The sequence below is a fragment of the Rhodanobacter hydrolyticus genome (assembly GCF_044904645.1).
Map to the genome: position 1 here is coordinate 2,567,294 of NZ_JADIKK010000008.1, position 22,602 is coordinate 2,589,895.

Genomic DNA, 22,602 nt, shown 5'->3' on the forward strand with positions numbered 1-22,602 from the left:
AGCGTCTTGGTTCGAACCGAACCGAGACACGTGTTGAGGCACGAACAGGTGGTTTGAAACGTGTAATCCCGAGGCGACTTGGGGTTATATGGTCAAGCGACCAAGCGTATACGGTGGATGCCTTGGCAGTCAGAGGCGATGAAGGACGTGGCAGCCTGCGAAAAGTGTCGGGGAGCTGGCAACAAGCTTTGATCCGGCAATGTCCGAATGGGGAAACCCACCTAGCAATAGGTATCCGTAACTGAATTCATAGGTTGCGGAAGCGAACCCGGGGAACTGAAATATCTAAGTACCCGGAGGAAAAGAAATCAACCGAGATTCCGTCAGTAGCGACGAGCGAACGCGGACTAGCCCAAAAGCATCTAGTGTTTTAGTCGAACGGTTTGGAAAAGCCGGCCATAGCGGGTGATAGCCCCGTAGGCGAAAGGGCATTAGGTGTGAAATTGAGTAGGGCGGGGCACGAGAAACCCTGTCTGAACATGGGGGGACCATCCTCCAAGGCTAAATACTCCTGACTGACCGATAGCGAACAAGTACCGTGAGGGAAAGGCGAAAAGAACCCCGGAGAGGGGAGTGAAATAGACCCTGAAACCGTATACGTACAAGCAGTGGAAGCCCGCAAGGGTGACTGCGTACCTTTTGTATAATGGGTCAGCGACTTACTGTCAGTGGCAAGCTTAACCGTCTAGGGGAGGCGAAGGGAAACCGAGTCTGAATAGGGCGCATAGTCTCTGGCAGTAGACCCGAAACCGAGTGATCTATCCATGGCCAGGTTGAAGGTGCGGTAACACGCACTGGAGGACCGAACCCACATCTGTTGCAATAGATGGGGATGAGCTGTGGATAGGAGTGAAAGGCTAAACAAACTCGGAGATAGCTGGTTCTCCTCGAAAGCTATTTAGGTAGCGCCTCGGACGAATCTTCCTGGGGGTAGAGCACTGTTATGGCTAGCGGGTCATCGCGACTTAGCAAACCATGGCAAACTCCGAATACCAGGACAGACTATCCGGGAGACACACGGCGGGTGCTAACGTCCGTCGTGAAAAGGGAAACAACCCAGACCCGCAGCTAAGGTCCCCAAGTTCTAGCTAAGTGGAAAACGATGTGGAAAGGCATAGACAGCCAGGAGGTTGGCTTAGAAGCAGCCATCCTTTAAAGAAAGCGTAATAGCTCACTGGTCGAGTCGGTCTGCGCGGAAGATTTAACGGGGCTAAGCTAGACACCGAAGCTCGGGGTGCACACTTTGTGTGCGCGGTAGAGGAGCGTTCCGTAAGCCTGTGAAGGTGGATTGTAAAGTCTGCTGGAGGTATCGGAAGTGCGAATGCTGACATGAGTAACGATAATGCGGGTGAAAAGCCCGCACGCCGAAAGCCCAAGGTTTCCTCGCGCAACGTTCATCGGCGCAGGGTGAGTCGGCCCCTAAGGCGAGGCAGAAATGCGTAGTCGATGGGAAGCTGGTTAATATTCCAGCACTTTTCTTAAGTGCGATGTGGGGACGGAGAAGGTTAGGTCTACCGGGCGTTGGTTGTCCCGGGGAAAGGCGGTAGGCATGAGGGTTAGGCAAATCCGGCCCTCTTTATGCCGAGCACCGAGACGAGCCCTTTTGGGCGAAGTGACTGATACCACGCTTCCAGGAAAAGCCACTAAGCTTCAGCTTAAGAAAAACCGTACCGTAAACCGACACTGGTAGGCAGGGTGAGAATCCCAAGGCGCTTGAGAGAACTCGGGTGAAGGAACTAGGCAAAATGGCACCGTAACTTCGGGAGAAGGTGCGCCCTTTTTGGTGGCTACATGCGTAGCTGAGCTGAGAAGGGTCGCAGTAACCTGGCCGCTGCGACTGTTTATCAAAAACACAGCACTCTGCAAACACGAAAGTGGACGTATAGGGTGTGACGCCTGCCCGGTGCTGGAAGGTTAATTGATGGGGTCAGCCGCAAGGCGAAGCTCTTGATCGAAGCCCCAGTAAACGGCGGCCGTAACTATAACGGTCCTAAGGTAGCGAAATTCCTTGTCGGGTAAGTTCCGACCTGCACGAATGGCGTAACGACAGCGGCGCTGTCTCCACCCGAGACTCAGTGAAATTGAAATCGCTGTGAAGATGCAGCGTTCCCGCGGCAAGACGGAAAGACCCCGTGAACCTTTACTATAGCTTTACACTGAACGTTGAGTTCTTCTGTGTAGGATAGGTGGGAGGCTACGAAACCGAGACGCTAGTTTCGGTGGAGCCATCCTTGAAATACCACCCTGAAGTGCTTGACGTTCTAACCTCGGCCCGTAATCCGGGTCAGGGACCGTGTATGGTGGGTAGTTTGACTGGGGCGGTCTCCTCCCAAAGAGTAACGGAGGAGCACGAAGGTACGCTCAGCGCGGTCGGACATCGCGCACTGTGTGCAAAGGCATAAGCGTGCTTGACTGCAAGATCGACGGATCAAGCAGGTACGAAAGTAGGTCTTAGTGATCCGGTGGTTCTGTATGGAAGGGCCATCGCTCAACGGATAAAAGGTACTCCGGGGATAACAGGCTGATACCGCCCAAGAGTTCATATCGACGGCGGTGTTTGGCACCTCGATGTCGGCTCATCACATCCTGGGGCTGTAGCCGGTCCCAAGGGTATGGCTGTTCGCCATTTAAAGTGGTACGCGAGCTGGGTTCAGAACGTCGTGAGACAGTTCGGTCCCTATCTGTCGTGGGCGTTGGAGATTTGAGGGGGGCTGCTCCTAGTACGAGAGGACCGGAGTGGACGTTCCGCTGGTGTTCGGGTTGTCATGCCCATGGCATTGCCCGGTAGCTATGAACGGAAGCGATAACCGCTGAAAGCATCTAAGCGGGAAGCGCGCCCCAAGATGAGATCTCCCGAGAGTTCAACTCTCCTGTAGGCACCATTTAGACTAAGTGGTTGATAGGCGCGGTGTGGAAGTGCAGCAATGCATTGAGCTTACGCGTACTAATGAGCCGTGCGGCTTGACCATATAACCCCAAGTGGCCTTCGCCACGTGCCGGTTCCAACGAATCCGGACGCTTGTCACTCGTTTGCCAACCGAATTGAAGCGGGCGCAATCTGCGCTGCTTCAACCCCTTCCCTGGCGGCCATAGCGCTGTGGTCCCACCCGATCCCATCCCGAACTCGGAAGTGAAACGCAGCCGCGCCGATGGTAGTGTGCACTTGCATGCAAGAGTAGGTCACCGCCAGGGGCTTTATCCCAAACACCCTCACCGATACCGGTGAGGGTGTTTCTTTTTGCGCCCCTCCAGACGAAACCTCTGAAGCGTAGACACCGCTTCCCGCGGGGGACTTTCGCCAGCCCTTTAAGGACGCGCACTCGGAATGTGTTTGGGCAGACACTTCCGTTCGCTATCATCCCAATATGCCAGCGGCTACCGCTTCCGGAGAATCCGTTTGTTCGTGCATGTCGAGACTCGCAAGCGGAGTCAATGGCAATGGGCCACGGTGCTTATTGTCAGCGTGTGCGTGCTTTGCTTTGTCTGGCTTGCGTTGCTGCCGAACCAGCAACGGCTGGCGGCGCTGCAGGAATGGGGCACGGTCCCGGCGAATATCTTCGATGCACGGGCGCCGATCTGGCCGCAGCTGACGGACCCATCGTTGCTACGCCTCTTCACAGCCTTGTTTATCCACGTTACCTGGTTGCATCTGCTCAGCAATCTGCTGTTCCTGATGATCTTTGGCTTGCCGGGCGAGCGGGCGCTTGGCTCGCTGCGCTTCCTGCTGCTGTTCGTGGTTGGCGGCGTCGTGGCGAATCTGATCGGCGCGGTATCGCTGGCAGGTGTACGCCTGCCGATCATCGGCTGCAGTGGCGCGGTGTCGGCGGTGGTTGGCACCTATGTCGCGTTGTTTCCGCGCGCGCGCTTGGGGTTGGTGCTGCCGCTTGGCCTTTATCTTGAATTTGTGCGGGTGCCGGCGTTCTTGTTGATCGGCATCTGGGTCTTGCTGCAATTGCTCTTCAGCTACGCCGGCCCCAGCTATGGTGCCTACGTGTGGTGGGCGCACATCGGTGGCTTTCTGTTCGGCCTGGTATTCGCCTTGTTTTCGCGCGAAGCGATCGCGAAACGCCTGCGACATTGAGAGCGTCAGCGATGGCGGGCGCCGTGAGACAAGCCGTGATGGCGGGCGAATCGCTGCAGAAATCCCCGGGCAACCGGCGTGGCCGCTACCTCTCGGTAGCTGTTCCATGGGTCGGACCCTTCGCTACGCATGTCGGCACGCTTGCGCTGGATGTAGGCACGCATCACGTCCGCGCTGAATTCGGGGTGGAATTGCGTGCTGAGCGCGCACGGCCCATAGCGCAGCAACTGGTGCGGATCGCGCGTCGAGCGCGCCAGCACCACGGAGCCGGGCGGTGTCTCCAGCACGCTTTGTTCGTGCGTGGTGTGGGCGCGAAAGCTCTCCGGCAACAGGGAAGCGAGCGGATCGCTTGCGGCTGTCGCCAGCTTCTCGATGGCATGCGTGCCGATTTCACGACCGCCGGGCAGATAGTCCACGCGGCCACCGAGTGCATGCGCCATCAACTGATGGCCGTAGCAGACGCCGAACAGCGGCAATTCGACATCCATGGCACCGCGGATCCATGCTGCCGTGCGTTCGCTCCATGCTGCGCGTTCGGTAACCATGGCCGCCGAGCCGGTAATCAATGCGCCGGCCACCGCATTCGGGGATGGCAACGTTTCGCCAGCCTGCACGTCGACAACCTGCAGCTGTTGCATCGGCAATCGCGCGCCTAGTCGGAACCAATGCGGGAAGTCGCCGTGACGTGCGCGAATGGCATTCGGTGCGCGGCCGGTGCGGATGATGAGGACAGGTTTCATTCGGAATGGATTGGCGATTGGTCGTCGGGCATTTCGATGGGGGGGAGCACCGCCAGCACCTCCTTCACCGTGGTGAGTCCACGTGCTACCTGCTCGGCGGCTGACATGCGCAATGGCCGCATGCCTTCGGACAAGGCGGTCTTGCCGAAGTTGCCCAATTCCAACTCTGCTGAAACCAGACTGCGCAGACGCGGCGAAACCGGCATCATTTCGTAGATGCCGGTGCGCCCCATGAAGCCGGTATTGCGGCACTCCAGGCAACCGACCGGCGCGTATACCTTCTCCGGCACGGGCAACGGCCAACCATGCGTGAGGGCGCTCCACTCGTGCGGATCCTGCGTGGTTTCCCGTTTGCAGTATGGGCACAAGGTGCGCACCAGTCGCTGTGCTACCACGCCGGTGAGCGTGGACTGGATCAGGTAGTGCGGCACGCCGAGGTCGAGCAGTCGCGTTACGGCGCTGGGTGCGTCGTTGGTGTGCAGGGTGGAGAGCACCAGATGGCCGGTGAGCGAGGCCTGCACCGCCATCTGCGCAGTCTCCAGGTCGCGGATCTCGCCAACCATGATGATGTCCGGGTCCTGCCGCAGCAGGGTGCGTACGCCGGCGGCGAAATCGAGATCGATCGCGGGTTGTACCTGCATCTGGTTGAACTCGGGTGACACCATTTCGATGGGATCTTCCACCGTGCATACGTTCATCGCCGGCGTGGCGAGGTGCTTGAGCGTGGAGTACAGCGTGGTGGTCTTGCCCGAGCCGGTTGGGCCGGTGACCAGCACGATGCCGTGCGGTCGTTCCACCATGTGCCGCCATTGCGCCGCCTCGCGTTCCGAGAAGCCGAGCTGGGCGAAGTCCTTCACCACCAGGTCGGGGTCGAAGATGCGCAACACCATCTTCTCGCCGAACGCGGTGGGCATGCTGGAAACACGCAACTCCACCTCGCGCCCGGTGGACGACCGCGTCTTGATGCGGCCGTCCTGCGGACGCCGCTTTTCGGCCACGTCCATGCGCGCAAGGATCTTGATGCGTGCGGTCACGGCAGTCATCACCGGCGGCGGCAATTCGAACACTTTGTGCATCACGCCGTCGATGCGGAAGCGCATCTGGCCGGCGTCGCGGCGCGGTTCCAGATGGATGTCCGAGGCACGTTGCTCGAAGGCGTACTGCAGCAGCCAGTCGACGATGTGCACCACATGGCGATCATCGGCACCTACTTCACCGCTCTTGCCCAATTCGACGAGCTGTTCGAAGTTGAGGATGGCCGAGGTGTCGTAGCCGCCGCCCTTCGCGTCCTGCGCCAGCTGGATAGAGCGCTGGACACCATAGAACTCCTGCAGGTAACGGTTGATATCCAACGGGCTGGACACCACCCGATGCACATCCCGGCGCAGCATGGACGAAAGATCCTTGGCCCATTCCGCGTCGAACGGTTCGGCGGTGGCGAAGGTCACCTCGCCCGGCGCCATTGCCACCGGCAGGATGCGGTGCCGCTGCGCGTAAGCATGGCTCACTGCCTGCGTGACCGCGGCCACGTTGACCTTCATCGGGTCGATCTTCAGGTAGGGCAGGCCGGCATGTCCGGCCAGCCACTCGACAAGGCTTTCCAGGCTCAGCGGACGACCGGGACTGCGCTGGTTCGGCAGCTTGGCGTTGGCGATCAGCACCAGCGGATGCAGTTCCACCGCGCTTCGGCCAGCACGCGAACCCAGGCGCACCTGCTTGGCATCCTCGGCGTTCACATAGCCGTCCACCACCAGCGCGGCGAGCAGCTCGTCCAATTCCAGTCGACCGCGACGGCCGAGCAGGCTTGCGATTTGCGGTGATGCGGCCATCCGGACTACTCCCCCATGGCATGGCGCAGCCTTGAAAACCGGTGCGCCAGCGTGCTGCGGCTATACTAACCCGCTTTACCGAAGTCCACGGAAAGCCATGTCCGCGCGCACCTTCCAGGATGTGATCCAGACCCTCAACCGCTATTGGGCGGCGCAGGGTTGTGTCTTGCTGCAACCACTCGATACCGAAGTCGGCGCCGGCACTTTTCATCCAGCCACGTTCCTGCGTTCGCTTGGTCCGGAGCCATGGTCGGCGGCGTACGTGCAGCCTTCGCGCCGTCCCACCGATGGCCGCTACGGCGAGAACCCCAACCGCCTGCAGCACTACTACCAATACCAGGTGGTGATGAAGCCGAATCCCGAGAACATCCTCGAGCTCTATATCGGCTCACTGAAGGAACTCGGCCTCGATCCGCTGGTGCACGATCTGCGCTTCGTCGAGGACAACTGGGAGTCGCCTACGCTCGGTGCCTGGGGGCTTGGCTGGGAGGTCTGGCTCAACGGCATGGAAGTCACCCAGTTCACCTACTTCCAGCAGGCCGGCGGCCTGGAATGTCGCCCCGTTACCGGCGAGATCACCTACGGCCTAGAACGTCTGGCGATGTACTTGCAGAACGTGGACAACGTCTACGACCTGGTATGGACCGAAGGTCCGTATGGCAAGGTCACCTATGGCGACGTGTTTCACCAGAACGAGGTGGAGCAGAGCACCTACAACTTCGAGCATGCGAACGTGACGGAACTGTTCCGCTGGTTCGATGTGTGCGAGGCCACCGCCAACCAATTGATTGCCGCCAACCTGCCGCTGCCGGCCTACGAGCAGGTGATGAAGGCCAGCCACACCTTCAACCTGCTCGACGCGCGTCGTGCAATCAGCGTCACCGAGCGCCAGCGCTACATCCTGCGCGTGCGCACCCTGGCGCGCGGCGTGGCTGAGGTCTATGTGGCGCAGCGCGAGAAACTGGGCTTTCCGGGCCTGAAAAAGAACGCAAAGGAGCAAGTTGCATGAGCGCCGCCAAGTCGCTGCTGATCGAACTGGGCACCGAGGAGTTGCCGCCGAAGGCGTTGGACGAATTGTCCGCCGCGTTCGCGCGCGGCATCTGCGACGGGTTGGCCAGGCGCGGCATCGACGCTGCGCTGGGCAAAGCCTCGGCGTATTGCTCGCCTCGGCGTTTGGCCGTCCATATCCCGCACGTCTCCGCAATGCAGCCGGATCAATCCGTCGAGCGTCGCGGCCCGGCGGTCAACGCCGCGCTGGACGAGCAGGGCCAGCCGTCCAAGGCGCTCGCGGGCTTCGCGCAGTCCTGCGGTGTAAGCGTGGAGCAACTTGAGAAGCTCGAAACCGACAAGGGCGCATGGTTCGTGTTCCGTGCCGTAAAGCCTGGCCAGACGCTTGCATCGCTGCTGCCGGAGATCGTGGACGAGGCTCTCAAGGGTTTGCCGATTCCGCGCCCGATGCGCTGGGCCAATCACGAATACGGCTTCGTGCGTCCCGCGCACTGGCTGGTGATGCTGCACGGTGCGGACATCATGGATGGCACCGTGATGGGCCTGACCAGCGGACGCAAGTCGCGTGGCCATCGCTTCATGCACCCGCATCCGGTGCATGTGGCCGATGCCGACGGTTGGCTCGATGCGATGCGCAATGCCAAGGTGCTGGCTGATCCGGCCGAGCGCCGCCAGCGCGTGCGCGAGGAAGTGGCGCGTGCGGCGAAGGAAACCGGTGGCGAGCCCCGGCTCGAGGAGGCACTTCTGGAAGAAATCGCCAACCTCACCGAATGGCCGGTGGCGATTGCCTGCGACTTCGAGCGCAACTTCCTTGCCGTGCCACAGGAAGCCTTGGTCACCACCATGGAGACCAACCAGAAATTCGTGCCTGTGTTCGACGCCAGCGGCAAGCTCACCGAGCACTTCATTGGCATCGCCAACATCGAATCGAAGCAACCCGCCGAGATTCGCAAGGGCTACGAGCGTGTGATCCGCCCCCGCTTTGCCGACGCGAAATTCTTCTGGGACGAGGACCTGAAGACGCCGCTGGCGAGCTATCAGGAACAGCTCAAGAATGTCACCTACCAGCAGGCGCTGGGCAGCGTGTGGGACAAGAGCGTGCGCGTAGCCGAGCTAGCGCGCGTCATCGCTGGCCGCGTCGGCGTCGATGCGGGTGCCGCCACGCGTGCGGCGAGCCTGAGCAAGTGCGACCTGCTCACCCGCATGGTTGGCGAATTTCCCGAGCTGCAGGGCGTGATGGGCCGCTATTACGCCGGGCACGACGGCGAGTCGGTCGAGGTAGCGGTGGCGCTGGACAGCTATTACCAGCCGCGCTTCGCGCGCGACGGCATCGCCGCCGACAAGATCGGCCAAGTGCTGGCTGTGGCCGAACGCCTCGACACGCTGGCCGGTATCTTCGCCGTAGGCATGAAGCCCAGCGGCAACAAGGATCCGTTTGCCTTGCGCCGAGCGGCACTTGGTTTGGCACGCACCCTGATCGAAGGAAAGCTGGAGCTTGATCTGCGTGCCGCATTCGTCGAAGCGCTGGAGCTGTTGCCCGAAGCCGCATTCGCTGCCGGCGTGAAGCCCGGCAAGGACGGCAAGCTGCCCGTGATCGATATCGGCCAGCGCCGTGCGGTACTGGTCGGTGAGCTGGTCGATTTCGTGCTCGATCGCCTGCGAGGCTACTACGCGGAGCAGGGTTGCCCGGCAGAGGCGTACGAGGCCGTACTCGCGGTGCAGCCGGAAACGCTGCCTGATTTCGGCCGTCGCCTGCATGCCGTGGTCGAATTCGGTCGCCTGCCCGAGGCAGCGAGCTTGGCCGCAGCGAACAAGCGTGTGGCGAACATCCTGCGCAAGCAGGCAGAAGAGGGCGACGAGCCGGCATCGCTGCGCGAGGTCGATCCCGCGCATTTCGAAAGCGACGCAGAGCGGACGCTGGCCGATGCGTTGGCTGCTGCCGGCAAGGAAACCGCCGAGCCATTGCAGCATGGAGACTACACCAGCGTGCTGAAGCGGCTTGCGCAGTTGCAGGCGCCGGTGGATGCCTTCTTCGAACAGGTACTGGTGAACGCCGAGAACCCGGTGGTGCGCCGCAATCGCCTTGCGTTGCTGGAGCGACTCAAGGCTGCGTTCGGTGCAGTGGCCGACATTGCATTGCTGCGGGAGTGAATTTGCGATCACGCCCGACGGAGGGAATCAAACGACGAGCCTGCATGGTCGCGTATGTCTCAAACAAAAGCGCGGCGCCCGAAGGACGCCGCGCTTTTGTTTGAGTAGCGAACCAAACGGATTCAGGCGACCTGCGACTTGGACTGGCGGATGCGCTCGGACAACTGACGGTTGAACTTCAGCATGGCTGTGGCGTCGACGCTGGAACCGTCGCTGCCAAGGATTTCGTAGAGATTGCTGAGCATGTCGGTGTTGTCTGCCAGCGTCATCGCGCTGTTCGCGAGTTCCAGTTCCGACTGCAGGATCTGCATGGCGGTGTTCAGCCGGCGCGGATCCACCGCGGCAGTTTCGTTGCCTGGATGTGCGTGGCCGATGCGACCGCGCGCGCGGTGTGTGACGGTTTCAGAGCTGTATTGCGCGTCGTCGCTGCCAGCGGTGCTCGGGTCGATCTGCAGAGCTCCCTCACCCGCGACCAGCCAGACCAGCGAAATACCGAGCGTACGGGCCATGGTCACGCAGCGAGCCCGCGAGGGATCGGTGTTGCCGTCGCGCCAACTCCGCACCACACCTTCGGAGAAGCCGCACATGCGTGCGATTTCGGTGGCGCTGCCCACGCGCTGGATCAGCAGCTTGATGCGATCGGCGAACGTCGATTGGAGCGGATCGTGGGGAAGTTTCTGCGTGCTCATGGCGGTTGACCGTCTAGGGACAGGGGATTTGTCGCAAGATCGCGCGCTTTTGTGCCAAAAACAGCTGAGCGTCGAGGCAGTGGTAGTATCGAACCCCGTTGCTTTCGCGCTGCTTTCCTCGCCGAGCCGACAGGGAATGGGATGCCATGCCGAAGCGCGGTTTTTGGGACAAAACCTTGCGTTGGGCAGGCTAACGCCATCAAGAAGTTCCGGTTGACACGAACCTGCGCCCGTTTCACCGGCGTTCACGTAAATTTGTGGATAAGCCCGCTTGACTTTCCCGTAACCCAGATTTTCGGCTATTCTTGTAGCTTCCCCCATGACGAAACTAGGGCGCGTGCGCCGTAGGTTTCCGTGTTCGACCCCCAATTCAGTTACGAGGCTTACCCCATGCGTAAGATGGTTTTGTCGGTGATGTCGATGGCTCTCCTGGCCTTGGCCGGCTGCGGTTCATCGACTTCGTCGCCGACGGAAGACGGCACCGCCAGCGCCAGCTCGACGGCGGCCACCAACACCGCCACTTCCGTGAGCGGCACCATTACGGTTCGCGGTGCGATCCAGCCGTCGCCGGATGCGCAATTGGTGATCAACCTGGTGGATGTGTCGCCCGCCGCGGCCGGCTCGGCACCGGTCGCCAGCAAGACGGTGGCCTCGGGCGCCACCTTCCCGTATTCGTTCCAGCTGGACTTCAAGCCTGGCGATATCAAGTCGTCTGACATGTACGTGGTGAAGGTCACTCTTACCGACGGTGCGCGCCACTACTCCATGCCCATTCAGGCGCCGGTGCTTACCCAGGGCAACAAGAACCAGGCCTCGATCGAGTTGCTGGCCGAGCAGACGCCCGCCGAGAAGGATCAGGCCGACTTCGACGCTCTCATCAAGCAGATCGGCGGCATGAAGGTAAGCACGGGCACCAAGCTTGAAGACAACGCCTCGCGCGGCTGGCAGGTATTCCGCCAGGACGGCGAAGTGAAGGTGATCCGCGAACTGGTGGATTACGGCGACAAGGGTTTCACCAGCACCGATTTCGCCTACAAGAACGGCGCGCCGTGGGCTGCTGCCCAGCAGAAGAAAGCGAACAAGGATGCTCCGACCAGCTCGATCTCGCGTGCCAGCTGGACTGAGAATGGCATGCTTGTGCTGCATCAGCAGCAGATTGGCGACAAGACCGCCGATCTGGATTCCGATACCGCCAACAGCCTGCGTCAGCAGGCGTTGGCCATCTACAACCTCGCCGGTGGCAACAAGAAGAAGTAAGCCGGGCTACGAGGTTCGTATACAAAAAAGCCGCCCGCATCGCGGGCGGCTTTTTTATGGCTGCATTCACGCCTTCGCCTGCTAAGGCAGCAACCCGATGGGCGGTCAGCATGGCCGCACTTTTCAATACGGCTGGCAGTCCATGCAGACTGCCAGCCGCAGGCCTCAGAAGGCGTACTTCACGCCCACGTTGAGGCTGTTGTACTTCTGGCTGTCGTCGCTGAAGTGCCCGCTGTAGCCTACCCAGCCACTGAGGTTCTGGCTGAACTGCGCGGACACGCCCAGATCTGCGCTGCCCCAGGTCTTGTCCGGCGTGAAACCAGGCAGCGCGAAGCTGCCGTTCATGCTGTTGAGGCCTGCGGTGATGTCGCGCGCATCCGCCTTGCTGTCGTGGTTCCAGGCCACCTCGGCGTAGGGCGCCAGCATCATGCTGCCGGCCTGCCAATGCCCTTGAACGCGCCAGCCCAAGGTGCCGATCAATGCATTGCGCTGCTGGCGACCGAACCACATCGCGGTGCTATCGTCGCCGTCCTCGTTGTAGCCGTTGATCTTGATCGTCTCCCATTCGAGGTTCGCGAACGGGCCGGTACGCAGGCTGCTCACGTCGAACCACCAGCCGCCGGTGAGACCGCCACCCAGGTGCGAGCCGTCGGCGCTGCCGGTTTCCGTGCGCAGCGCGGTGCCGATCTGGATGCGGCGGTCGATGTCGCTGAAGTTGGACTGGCCGAAGTTCGCGTAGCCGCCCACGTAGCCGCCGCCCTGATGGTAGGTGACGTAGCCGAGGCCACTGATGTCCTGCAGCTTGTAGCCGCCGCCACCGGCGGTGTCGGCATTGCTCTGGCCCACGCCCAGGGCGATGCCGGCCGAGATGTTGTCACTGGCGCGCACATCCACGCCCAGCGTCAGGTTGACGTCGTTGCTGGTGGCCTTGGGCGAATTGATGCCCTGCGCGTCGAAGCTCTGGTGTGCGTAGTCCACGTTGACGAAGGCGCGGGTGTCGCTGCCGTTGCCGTCGGCCAGCATTTCATTGCGGACCGCGCGCGTCTGCGCGGTGCTGGCGGCCAACGGCGCCTCGCCCAGCAAGGAGATCTGGCCGGGAGCGGCGATTTCGGACAGTACGACCTGCGCAAGCATCGCGTGCGCGGCGGTGGTCGGATGTACGCCGTCGGCGAACAGGTAGGTCTGGTTCGTGCCCGGCGCGTAGGTCACCGGCGCGCCCGAGCCCTGCGGGCCGCACTGCACGGAACTGCCACTGCCGCCAGTACAGGCAGGTGTGGTGACGTTGGTAAAGCCATAGGCCGAGGGATTGGCGATCACCTCGTTGATGAGCGCGTAGGTATTCACCGGGATCACGTTGAGGCCGGCATTGCTGAGCTGCGCCAGACCGGAATTCAGCGTGCTGTTGAACAGTACGGACAACTGGGTGACGCCAGCGGAAACGGTGGGGCCATCCGCCGTGAATTCCGGCGTCACGCCGATGTTCGGCAAGTTGTAGACCACGACATATTTGGCGCCGCTGACTTGCATCTGGTTCAGCAGGCCGATCTCGGTCTTAGCGACATTGATCGTGCTGGCGGCCAGAGTGGCGGAATTGGACGTGGAGCCGAGCAGATAGAAGATATCGTTGGCGCCGCCCCATACCTCATACAGCGTATTGGCGTTGGCATGACCGCCGTTGGCCGCCAGATACATCTGGAACTGCTGCGGCAGCGTGGGTACGGGAGCCACGCCCTGCACCACGCCGGCACCGCCATACGCGTAGTCGGTACCGCCAAGCAGCGAAGCGGTGATCGGATCGCCCAGGCCGGCGGCAACCAGTTCGGAAGCCGTCTGGCCCGGATTGGTGGTGAAGCGCATCGGCGTGGTCGAACCCTCCGCGAGCGACAAATTGCCAGCATCGCTCAGGCTGTCGCCGAACACGACGACATTGCTGAAATCGGTGGCGCTGGCGGCCGTGCTGAACATCAGGGCGGTGGCGATGGCGCCAACCAGGTGACGGGTACGAAACATGGAAACACTCCCCACGGCCGGGATGGCCTTGTTAGCTGGACGTTACGGTACGGCATAACATACGGAACCGCATGCTGCAGCGCATCGCGCGCAGCATGCAGTCGGATGCCTGGATTTCAGCGCTTGATCGCGCGTGTCAGCGCATCGGCGAAGGCGCTGTTGGCCGGGGCAGCGGCTTGCTTGGGCACGGTGCCGGGGCGCGTGCCGCGATTGTCGCGCTGACCGGTGCGGGCATCGGCACCAGCGGGCTTGCCGCGTGCCTGGCCCGGCTCGTCGTCGAGGCGCATCGACAGGCCGATGCGCTGGCGCGGGATGTCCACCTCCATCACCTTCACCTTGACGATGTCGCCGGCCTTCACCGCGTCGCGCGGATCCTTCACGAAGGTATGCGACAGCGCGGAGACGTGCACCAGGCCGTCCTGGTGCACGCCGATGTCCACGAACGCGCCGAACGCCGCCACGTTGGTGACGCGGCCCTCGAGAATCATGCCGGGACGCAGGTCCTTCACGTCTTCCACGCCCTCGGCGAAGCTGGGCGCGACGAATTCGGGTCGCGGGTCGCGGCCAGGCTTTTCCAGCTCCTTGAGGATGTCGCGCACCGTGGGCACGCCGAACTTCTCGTCGGTGAACTGCTCGGGCTTGAGGCCACGCAGGAAACCGGTATCGCCGATGACATTGCGCACCTCCCGGCCGCACTGGGCGATGATGCGCTCGACCACCGGATAGGCTTCCGGATGCACCGCGCTGGCGTCCAGCGGATTGTCGCCATTGGGCACGCGCAGGAAGCCCGCGCACTGCTCGAACGCCTTGTCGCCCAGGCGCGGCACCTTGAGCAGCGCCTTGCGATTGGCGAAGGCGCCGTTGGTGTCGCGATGCTTCACCACGTTCTCGGCCACGCTGGCGGAAAGGCCCGCCACGCGCGACAGCAGCGCGGCCGAGGCAGTATTCACGTCCACGCCCACCGCGTTCACGCAGTCCTCGACCTTCGCATCCAGCGCGCGCGCCAGCTTCACCTGGTTCACGTCGTGCTGGTATTGGCCCACACCAATCGCCTTGGGCTCGATCTTCACCAGTTCGGCCAGCGGGTCCTGCAGGCGGCGGGCGATGGAGACGGCGCCGCGCAGGCTCACGTCCAGCTCGGGGAATTCCTTCGCGGCGGTTTCCGAGGCGGAATACACCGAGGCGCCCGCCTCGCTCACCACGACCTTCGACAGCTTGTGCTCCACATGCGTCTTGGCCAGGCCCTTGATGAGTTCGCCGGCCAGCTTGTCGGTCTCGCGCGAGGCGGTGCCGTTGCCGATGGCAATGAGGTCCACGTTGTGCTTCTGGCACAGGCGCGCGAGTGCGGCCAGCGATTCGTTCCACTGCCGGCGCGGTTCATGCGGATAGATGGTGTCGGTGGCGAGCAGTTTGCCCGTGGGGTCGACCACGGCCACCTTGCAGCCGGTGCGAATGCCGGGGTCGAGACCCATCACGGTCTTCGCTCCAGCGGGCGCGGCCAGCATCAAGTCCTTGAGGTTGTCACCGAACACGCGGATGGCTTCATCCTCGGCGCCCTCGCGCACACGGCCGAACAGGTCCAGCGTGAGATGCAGGTGCAGCTTCACGCGCCAGGTCAGGCGCACGGTTTCGCGCAACCACGCATCCGCGGCACGTCCGCGATCATGGATGCCGGCGTGCGCGGCCACGCGCCCTTCGCCTTCGGCATGGCCTTGATCAGCGTCCAGCGCGGGCTGCAGGTCGAGTTCGATGATGCCCTCGTTGCGCGCGCGCATCAGCGCCAACAGGCGGTGTGAAGGAATTTTGGCGATGGCTTCGAGGTGATCGAAGTAGTCGCGGAACTTCGCGCCCTCGTTCTCCTTGCCTTCGACCACCTTGGCGCGGATCTGACCCTTCTCCCACAACCAGTCGCGCAGTTCGCCCACAAGATGCGCGTCTTCGGCGATGGATTCCATCAGGATCGCGCGGGCGCCATCCAGCGCGGCGCGCACGTCGGCGACGCCCTTGTCGGCGTCCACGAACTGTTCCGCAAAGACCTCGGGCGACTGCGTGGGGTCGTCGCGCAGGCTCAGCGCCAGCGGTTCCAGCCCTGCTTCGCGCGCGATCTGCGCCTTGGTGCGACGCTTGGGCTTGTAGGGCAGGTAAAGGTCCTCCAGCGTGGCCTTGGTTTCGGCGGCAAGGATGTCGGCCTTCAGCGCATCGCCGAGCTTGCCCTGTTCCTCGATGCTGGCGAGGATCGTGGCGCGGCGCTCCTCCAGCTCGCGCAGGTAGCGCAGGCGCTCTTCCAGCGTACGCAGCTGGGTGTCGTCGAGGCCGCCGGTGACTTCCTTGCGGTAGCGCGCGATGAACGGCACGGTGGCGCCACCGTCGAGCAATTCCACCGCCGCGCGCACCTGTTCGGTCTTGGCGGCGATGTCCTGGGCAATGCGTTGTTCGATGCTGAGCATGGAGTGGAGCGTGTCCTTCGTGTGGAGCGAGCCACAGATGATAGCAAGCGTGCCCCCGCACGCCGGACAAAGAAAACGGCGCCGGGGCGGACCCCGACGCCGTGTTGGCGAAGCGGCGAATCAGGCGTTGAAAGAACCGCTGTTTCCGGTCGCCTTGCTGGAAGCGTCCTTGAACTCGCTGGCACGGCCGTTGAGCACCAGGGTGCTCGCGATCATGTCGTGCAGGCCTTGTTTGCGCTCAGTGAAGGCCACCATGATGAAGCCGATGAAAAGGATGAGCTGGCTCAGCAGCATGGCCGGATAGCGGATCAGTGCGCGGCCCAGCGTCAGTCGACGGCCTTGCATGTCGGTGACCCGGATGCCCAGCGCCAGCTTGCCCACGGTCGCCTGCCAGGGCGAGCTTTCGCACAACGCGTAGTACCACCAGGCCAGCACGAAGCTGGCTAGGAAGGCTGGCCACATCGTGGTGTAGAACTGGACCTGGGCGGCCATCATCGCGTGAGGATCGCCACTTGCGTTCAGCGCGGCCTGTTTCAGCACGTCCTTTGCTGCACCGATACCGAAGACGGCTTCGATCAGCATCGTGGGAATCCAGAGCACAATGATGTCGAGAATATAGGCCGCCACGCGCTTCCAGAAACCCGCGTAGTCCTCCAGCGCCGCTGCCGTGGTCTGGGGCAGCCCGGGCATGGAGGCCGCAGGCGGTGGATAGGTGCTGCCGGTGGTGTATGCCGTGTCGGGCATCGCGTCGGGGAACAGCACCGACAGCGGTTGCCAATCGGCCAGCCCTTCGCGCCACGCGAGATCGCTGCCGCTGACCTGCCCGCTGCGCAGCCACGCGCGTACATCCTCTTCCTTGTATGGGCCGTGGCGTTCGCCGTTGCGTCCAATCCAGATTTCCATTGCGTGCACTCCCCGGTGGTGAATGCGGCGATGATGCCATGCCGCGTGCCGCGCCAGGGTAGGCCGAACGCAGGAAAGTCTCAGGCGGCGTGGCGCTTCAGATGCACCAGGAGCAGCGAGATCGCGGCGGGAGTGACGCCGCTGATACGCGCGGCCTGCCCTAGCGTTGCGGGCTGCGCGCGCTTGAGCTTCAGCAGCACTTCGGCGGAGAGTCCGCGCACCTTGTCGTAGTCGAAGCTGGTGGGAATCGCGGTCTGCTCGTGGCGGCGCTGGCGCTCGATTTCCTCGCGCTGGCGATCCAGGTAGCCCGCGTACTTGGCCTGCACTTCGACCTGCGCCGCAACGTCTTCGTGCGCCACGGCAGGGCCGAGTTCGGCGACGGCGGCAAGTTTGGCGTAATCGAGTTCGGGACGGCGCAGCAGATCCAGCGCATTCGTTTCGCGGCTCACCGCAATGCCGAGCTGGCGTTCGATCGCCGCGCCCAGCGCGTTGTTCGGGGCGGCCCACAATGTGGCCAGGCGCTGCGTTTCGCGTTCCACCGCCTCGCGCTTGGCGCGCAGTGCGTCGAAGCGCGGCTGCGGCACCACGCCCAGCGCATGGCCTTGTTCGGTGAGGCGCAGGTCGGCGTTGTCCTCGCGCAGGTGCAACCGGTATTCGGCACGCGAGGTGAACATGCGATAGGGCTCGATGGTGCCGTTGGTGGTGAGGTCGTCCACCAGGACGCCAAGGTAGGCCTCGTCGCGGCGCGGATACCATGGCGCCTTGCCTTGCACGGCCAGCGCGGCATTGAGTCCGGCCAGCAGGCCTTGCGCGGCGGCCTCCTCGTAGCCGGTGGTGCCGTTGATCTGGCCGGCAAAGTACAGGCCGTCGATCGCCTTGGTTTCCAGCCACGGCTGCAGGCCACGCGGATCGAAGTAGTCATACTCGATGGCGTAGCCGGGCCGGGTGATGTGCGCCTGCTCGAAACCCTTGATCGACTGCACCAGCGCCAGCTGCACGTCGAACGGCAGCGAGGTGGAGATGCCGTTGGGATAGATCTCGAACGTATCCAGCCCTTCCGGTTCGATGAAGATCTGGTGCGAGCTCTTCTCGGCGAAGCGCACCACCTTGTCCTCGATGGAGGGGCAGTAGCGTGGGCCCACGCCTTCGATCTGGCCGGTGTACAGCGGCGAACGATCCAGTGCGCCACGGATCAGTTCGTGCGTCCGTTCGGTGGTGTGGGTGATCCAGCAGCTGACCTGGCGCGGGTGTTCGTCACGCGAGCTGAGGTAGGAGAACACCGGTGCCGGATCGTCGCCGCGCTGCTCTTCCAGTCCGCTGAAATCGATGCTGCGACGATCGATGCGCGGAGGGGTGCCGGTCTTGAGTCGATCAGCTGCCAGTGGCAGCTCGCGCAGCCGGACCGCCAGGGCACTGGCGGGCGGGTCGCCAGCGCGGCCGCCTGCGTACTGCGCGGGGCCGATATGGATCTTGCCGCCGAGGAAGGTGCCCGCGGTGAGCACAATCGACCTGGCGCGGAAGGAAACGCCCATTTGCGTCACCACGCCCACGGCGCGGCCGCCCTCCACGATCAGGTCGTCCACCGCCTGCTGGAACAGGTCGAGGTTGGGCTCGCTTTCCACAATGTGACGAATTGCGGCACGGTATAGGGCACGGTCGGCCTGACAGCGCGTGGCGCGTACCGCCGGCCCCTTGGAGGCATTGAGCGTGCGCCACTGGATGCCGGCCATGTCCGCCGCGTGCGCCATCGCGCCGCCCAGCGCGTCGATCTCCTTCACCAGGTGTCCCTTGCCGATGCCGCCGATGGCCGGGTTGCAACTCATCGCACCCACGGTTTCGATGCTGTGGCTGAGCAGCAGGGTGCGTGCGCCACAACGGGCGGACGCCAGCGCAGCCTCGGTGCCGGCATGGCCGCCGCCGATCACGATCACGTCATAGCGGTTGGGATGAAGCATGATGCGCAAGGCTCTGAAAGCAGGAGCTTATGGTACCGCGCGAGCAGGGTCGGGGTTTGGCATGCAACCTGCATCGACCACCGCGCACTTTCAAGGGCACCGGCTGCGCGACTACGCGCGTCGGGATCGGGCGGACAGGGGCCTGATCGCGTACCGTGAAAGGAAGCCAGGCGGCGCCCCTCGGGGCGCCGTCGTTTTTTGTGCCGGAAAAAGCGAAACCCCGCACGGATGCGGGGTTTCGTCGTTTAGATCTGGCGCCCGGCGGTCTCAGGAACAGGGGGAATCCAGGATGACCGTGATGCCGGGCGCCAGAAACTTTGAATCCAGTGATGATATGGCCGTCTCGCTGCCAGACCGTGGGTCGATAATCGTCGCAAGTAGGTGAACCCGTGGTGACTGCAGCGCAACTTTCTGCCGAGGCAGGACAGCTGCTGACGCGTTGCGTCAGTGTCACGCAGCATCCCAAGGGCACAATGTGATTGAAATCACGTTTTGGCATGGCCGATGCATTGCCTTTGGCAACACCAAAGCCGGGGGACGCAGCCATGGGTATGAGCATCGACTTCGAGAAATTCTTTCCGCATCACGACCTGCTGATCGAGATCGGTCGCATCGAGATGGCCATGGAAACCTTGGACGATCGCGCCGAAAGCGAGCGCGCCATGCTGAAGCCGCGGCTTGAGTCGCGCATGGTGCGCCTGCGCACCGCGCTGAAAAGCCTGCCGGTGTGAGCTGAACCTGCTTCACGTGGGAGCGCGCACTTAGCGTGCAATTCCTAGGGCGCTTCCACGCGAAAAAACGGCGGCCCAGGCCGCCGTTTCCGTTTTAGCCCTTGAGCATGTTGCCTACGATCTCGGCCAGGTTGCGCGAGAGCTGGTCGTGGCCAGCCAGTGAAGCCAGCGCGGCATGCGCCGCTTCGCGACGATGCGGCTCCAGCCGCTGCCAGCCGTTGAACGCGGTGGCGAGACGGGCCGCGATCTGCGGGTTCAGCGCGTCCAATGCCAGCAAGCGGTCGGCATACAACCGATAGCCTGCGCCGTCGGCGCGATGGAAGCCGGAAGGGTTGCCGTTGGCCCAGGTACCCAGCAAGGCGCGGGCGCGGTTCGGATTTTTCAGGGTGAAAGCCGGGTCGGCTTCCAGCGCCTGCACCCGGGCTAGCGCGCCCTCGCCGGGCAGCTGTGCCTGCAGGGCGAACCACTTGTCCAACGCCAGCGGATCACTCGCGTAGCGTTTGCGGTAGTGCACGAGCGGCTCGACGCTGCGTGCGGCGTCGTGCCGGGCCAGCACACCCAGCGCGGCGAGGCGGTCGGTCATGCTCGGCGCGTCGAGGTATTGCGTGGCGGCATGATGGCAGGCGGCGGTCGGATCGAGCAGGGCCAGCAGTTGCAGCACACGCTGTTTCAGGCTGCGGTTGGCCTGACTGACGGCATCGATGCCTGCCGTGGATTGCGCGGCGAGCGAGCGATATCGCGCTTCCAGCTTGTCGGCGCCGATGCGTGCGGCCAGGCGCTGCTGCAATTGCTGGCGCAGCGTATATATGCGCGCCGGGTCGACCACGGACTCGCGCTCCGCCAGCTCGATCTCACCGGGTGGGACAAGCAGGTCGGCGAGCAGGGCGGCGTCGAGCCGTGCATCGTCGAACAGCGCAGCCAGCGTGTCGCACCATGCGTTCACGGCGCCGTTGTGGGCGCCGTCGCGCAGCGCATCGTAGGCGCGCAAGGCAAGCTGCTGGCCTGCGTCCCAACGATTGAAGCCGTCTGGATCGTGACCCAGCAGCAGGGCAAGCTCGGCCGGCGTGTAATCGCACTCAAGTACCGCCGGCGCGGAGAGGCCGCGCAACAGCGAGGGCACAGGGCGCTCGGGCACGTCGCGAAACACGAAGCACTGCTCGGCCTCGTCGAGCACGACCACGATCTCGGAGGCATCCGTTTGGCCGTCCGTATGCAAGGGCAGCATGCGGCCGTCGGATCCGAACAGCGCCAGCTTCACCGGAATCGGCAGGGGCTGCTTGCGCGGCTGCTGGAGACTGGCTGGCGTGTGCTGCGACAACGTGAGCGTGTATTCGTGGCGCGTGGCGTCGTAGTGGCCATGCGCTTTCAGTCGCGGCGTGCCGGACTGGCCGTACCAGGCAAGATAGGGCGAGAGGTCGACGTCATTCGCTTCGCCCAGCGCGGCAAGGAAATCCTCGAGGGCGGCGGCGCGTCCGTCGTTGCGGCTGAAGTACAAGTCGGTGCCGCGGCGAAAGCCCGCCGTACCCAGCTTGCCGGCCAGCATGCGTACCAGTTCGGCGCCTTTCTCGTACACGGTGGCGGTGTAGAAGTTGTTGATCTCGCGGTACTCGGCAGGCCGCACCGGATGCGCCAGCGGGCCGGCGTCTTCGGGGAATTGCGCGCGACGCAGCAGACCCACGTCCTCGATGCGCTTCAACGGCGCCGAGTTCATGTCGGCGGAGAAGCACTGCTCGCGGTATACGGTGAAACCTTCCTTGAGACTCAACTGGAACCAGTCGCGGCAGGTGACGCGATTGCCGCTCCAGTTGTGGAAGTACTCGTGCGCGACCACCGCTTCCACGCGACGGTACTCGTCGTCGGTGCTGGAGTCGGCGTCGGCCAGCAGGCACTTCGTGTTGAAGATATTGAGGCCCTTGTTCTCCATCGCACCCATGTTGAAGTCGTGGGTGGCGACGACGTGGAACACGTCGAGGTCGTAGTTGCGACCGTAGGCCTGTTCGTCCCAGCGCATCGAGCGCACCAAGGCGTCCATCGCGTAGTGGCAACGGTCGATGGCGTCGGCCTCGGCCCAGATCTTCAGCTGCACGTCGCGGCCGTCGGCGGTGCGGTAGTCCTGTTCGATCTTCTCCAGACGGCCGGCGACCAGCGCGAACAGATAGGCCGGCTTGGGATGGGGGTCGACGAAGCGCGCCCAATGGCGGCCATCCTCGAGTTCGCCAGAGCCATCGGGATTGCCGCCGGCCAGCAGCACGGGGAAGCGCGCGCGATCGGCACGCAAGGTCACGGTATAGATCGCCTGCACATCGGGGCGATCCGGGAAAAACGTGATGTGGCGAAAGCCCTGCGCCTCGCACTGGGTGAGCAGGAAACCCGTCTCACTGGGACCGGAGAGATAAAGGCCTTCCAATGCGGTGTTCGCCGCGGGATGCACGCGCACGCGTGTTTCCAGCACGCTGCCGTCGCGCGCGCCATGCACTTCGAGGCCGCCGTCGACCAGGCGGTAGGCATCGTCCGCCAGGACCTCGCCGTCGAGCGCGATGGAAATCAACTCCAGGTTTTCGCCGTCCAGCCGCAACGATTCGTCCTGCGCAGGATCGCGGCGCAGCAGCAGCTTCGCGCCGATCTCGGTCGTGGCTATGCCCAACTCGAAATCCAGCTCAACGCGCTCTACACGCCAGGCTGGCGCACGGTAATCGGCAAGGCGGATCGGCAGGCTGGAGGCGTCGGGTCGTGCGTTCATGCGGTGGGAGATCGGGGACGGGGACAGATCAGGCTAACATGGCGAATCTTGTCCCCGCCTT

Annotated in this window: 13 protein-coding genes and 2 rRNA genes; 7 read left to right on the forward strand and 8 right to left on the reverse strand. The window is 63.2% G+C overall.

Features of this window, described 5'->3' with window-relative positions; genetic code table 11:
* The first annotated feature begins 90 nt into the window (after positions 1 to 90).
* The 3 genes from ISP25_RS14190 (at position 91) to ISP25_RS14200 (ending at position 4,081) form a co-directional block, all read left to right on the forward strand.
* Positions 91 to 2,969, forward strand: a 23S ribosomal RNA gene (locus ISP25_RS14190).
* A 110-nt stretch (positions 2,970 to 3,079) separates the two neighbouring features.
* A 5S ribosomal RNA gene (rrf, locus tag ISP25_RS14195) occupies positions 3,080 to 3,192 on the forward strand.
* Positions 3,193 to 3,397: 205 nt separating this feature from the next.
* Positions 3,398 to 4,081 carry a rhomboid family intramembrane serine protease gene (locus ISP25_RS14200; protein ID WP_192160162.1) on the forward strand — a complete coding sequence of 228 codons (684 nt, stop codon included), beginning with the start codon at positions 3,398 to 3,400 and terminating at the stop codon, positions 4,079 to 4,081.
* 5 nt (positions 4,082 to 4,086) lie between these two features.
* Here ISP25_RS14200 and ISP25_RS14205 read toward each other — a convergent pair whose 3' ends face one another.
* Both ISP25_RS14205 and ISP25_RS14210 read right to left on the reverse strand, forming a co-directional pair.
* Positions 4,087 to 4,821, reverse strand: a complete 735-nt coding sequence (locus ISP25_RS14205; protein WP_404614768.1) for a glutamine amidotransferase — start codon at positions 4,819 to 4,821, stop codon at positions 4,087 to 4,089.
* Positions 4,818 to 6,650 carry a GspE/PulE family protein gene (locus tag ISP25_RS14210; protein ID WP_404614770.1) on the reverse strand — a complete coding sequence of 611 codons (1,833 nt, stop codon included), beginning with the start codon at positions 6,648 to 6,650 and terminating at the stop codon, positions 4,818 to 4,820. Before ISP25_RS14210 ends, ISP25_RS14205 begins: the two co-directional genes overlap by 4 nt.
* A gap of 97 nt (positions 6,651 to 6,747) precedes the next feature.
* On the opposite strand from ISP25_RS14210, the gene glyQ reads away from it, so the two are divergent.
* Positions 6,748 to 7,659: a glycine--tRNA ligase subunit alpha gene (gene glyQ, locus ISP25_RS14215; RefSeq protein ID WP_404614772.1), complete on the forward strand. Its 912-nt coding sequence runs from the start codon at positions 6,748 to 6,750 to the stop codon at positions 7,657 to 7,659.
* Entirely contained in the window at positions 7,656 to 9,809 is a 2,154-nt protein-coding gene (glyS, locus tag ISP25_RS14220) for a glycine--tRNA ligase subunit beta (protein ID WP_404614774.1), read from the forward strand. The genes glyQ and glyS overlap by 4 nt, the downstream gene beginning before the upstream one ends.
* Positions 9,810 to 9,931: 122 nt before the next feature.
* Here glyS and ISP25_RS14225 read toward each other — a convergent pair whose 3' ends face one another.
* Positions 9,932 to 10,498 (reverse strand): helix-turn-helix domain-containing protein, encoded by a 567-nt coding sequence (locus tag ISP25_RS14225; RefSeq protein WP_404614776.1) that lies wholly within the window; start codon positions 10,496 to 10,498, stop codon positions 9,932 to 9,934.
* Between the two features lie 390 nt (positions 10,499 to 10,888).
* On the opposite strand from ISP25_RS14225, the gene ISP25_RS14230 reads away from it, so the two are divergent.
* Positions 10,889 to 11,755: a YbaY family lipoprotein gene (locus ISP25_RS14230; protein ID WP_192160148.1), complete on the forward strand. Its 867-nt coding sequence runs from the start codon at positions 10,889 to 10,891 to the stop codon at positions 11,753 to 11,755.
* Between the two features lie 165 nt (positions 11,756 to 11,920).
* On the opposite strand, the gene ISP25_RS14235 is transcribed toward ISP25_RS14230, so the two are convergent.
* From ISP25_RS14235 to mnmG, 4 genes are all read right to left on the reverse strand, one after another.
* Positions 11,921 to 13,765, reverse strand: coding sequence for an autotransporter domain-containing protein (locus ISP25_RS14235; RefSeq protein WP_192160146.1), 1,845 nt, complete (start codon positions 13,763 to 13,765; stop codon positions 11,921 to 11,923).
* 116 nt (positions 13,766 to 13,881) lie between these two features.
* Positions 13,882 to 16,212 carry a Tex family protein gene (locus ISP25_RS14240; protein ID WP_192160140.1) on the reverse strand — a complete coding sequence of 777 codons (2,331 nt, stop codon included), beginning with the start codon at positions 16,210 to 16,212 and terminating at the stop codon, positions 13,882 to 13,884.
* A 120-nt stretch (positions 16,213 to 16,332) separates the two neighbouring features.
* Positions 16,333 to 17,115 (reverse strand): RDD family protein, encoded by a 783-nt coding sequence (locus tag ISP25_RS14245; RefSeq protein WP_404614779.1) that lies wholly within the window; start codon positions 17,113 to 17,115, stop codon positions 16,333 to 16,335.
* An 80-nt stretch (positions 17,116 to 17,195) separates the two neighbouring features.
* Complete coding sequence (mnmG, locus tag ISP25_RS14250; RefSeq protein ID WP_404614781.1) at positions 17,196 to 19,070, reverse strand: tRNA uridine-5-carboxymethylaminomethyl(34) synthesis enzyme MnmG; 1,875 nt, start codon at positions 19,068 to 19,070, stop codon at positions 17,196 to 17,198.
* Between the two features lie 497 nt (positions 19,071 to 19,567).
* On the opposite strand from mnmG, the gene ISP25_RS14255 reads away from it, so the two are divergent.
* Positions 19,568 to 19,801, forward strand: coding sequence for a hypothetical protein (locus ISP25_RS14255; protein WP_225578527.1), 234 nt, complete (start codon positions 19,568 to 19,570; stop codon positions 19,799 to 19,801).
* A gap of 94 nt (positions 19,802 to 19,895) precedes the next feature.
* On the opposite strand, the gene pepN is transcribed toward ISP25_RS14255, so the two are convergent.
* Positions 19,896 to 22,541, reverse strand: coding sequence for an aminopeptidase N (gene pepN / locus ISP25_RS14260; protein WP_404614783.1), 2,646 nt, complete (start codon positions 22,539 to 22,541; stop codon positions 19,896 to 19,898).
* Positions 22,542 to 22,602 lie beyond the last annotated feature (61 nt).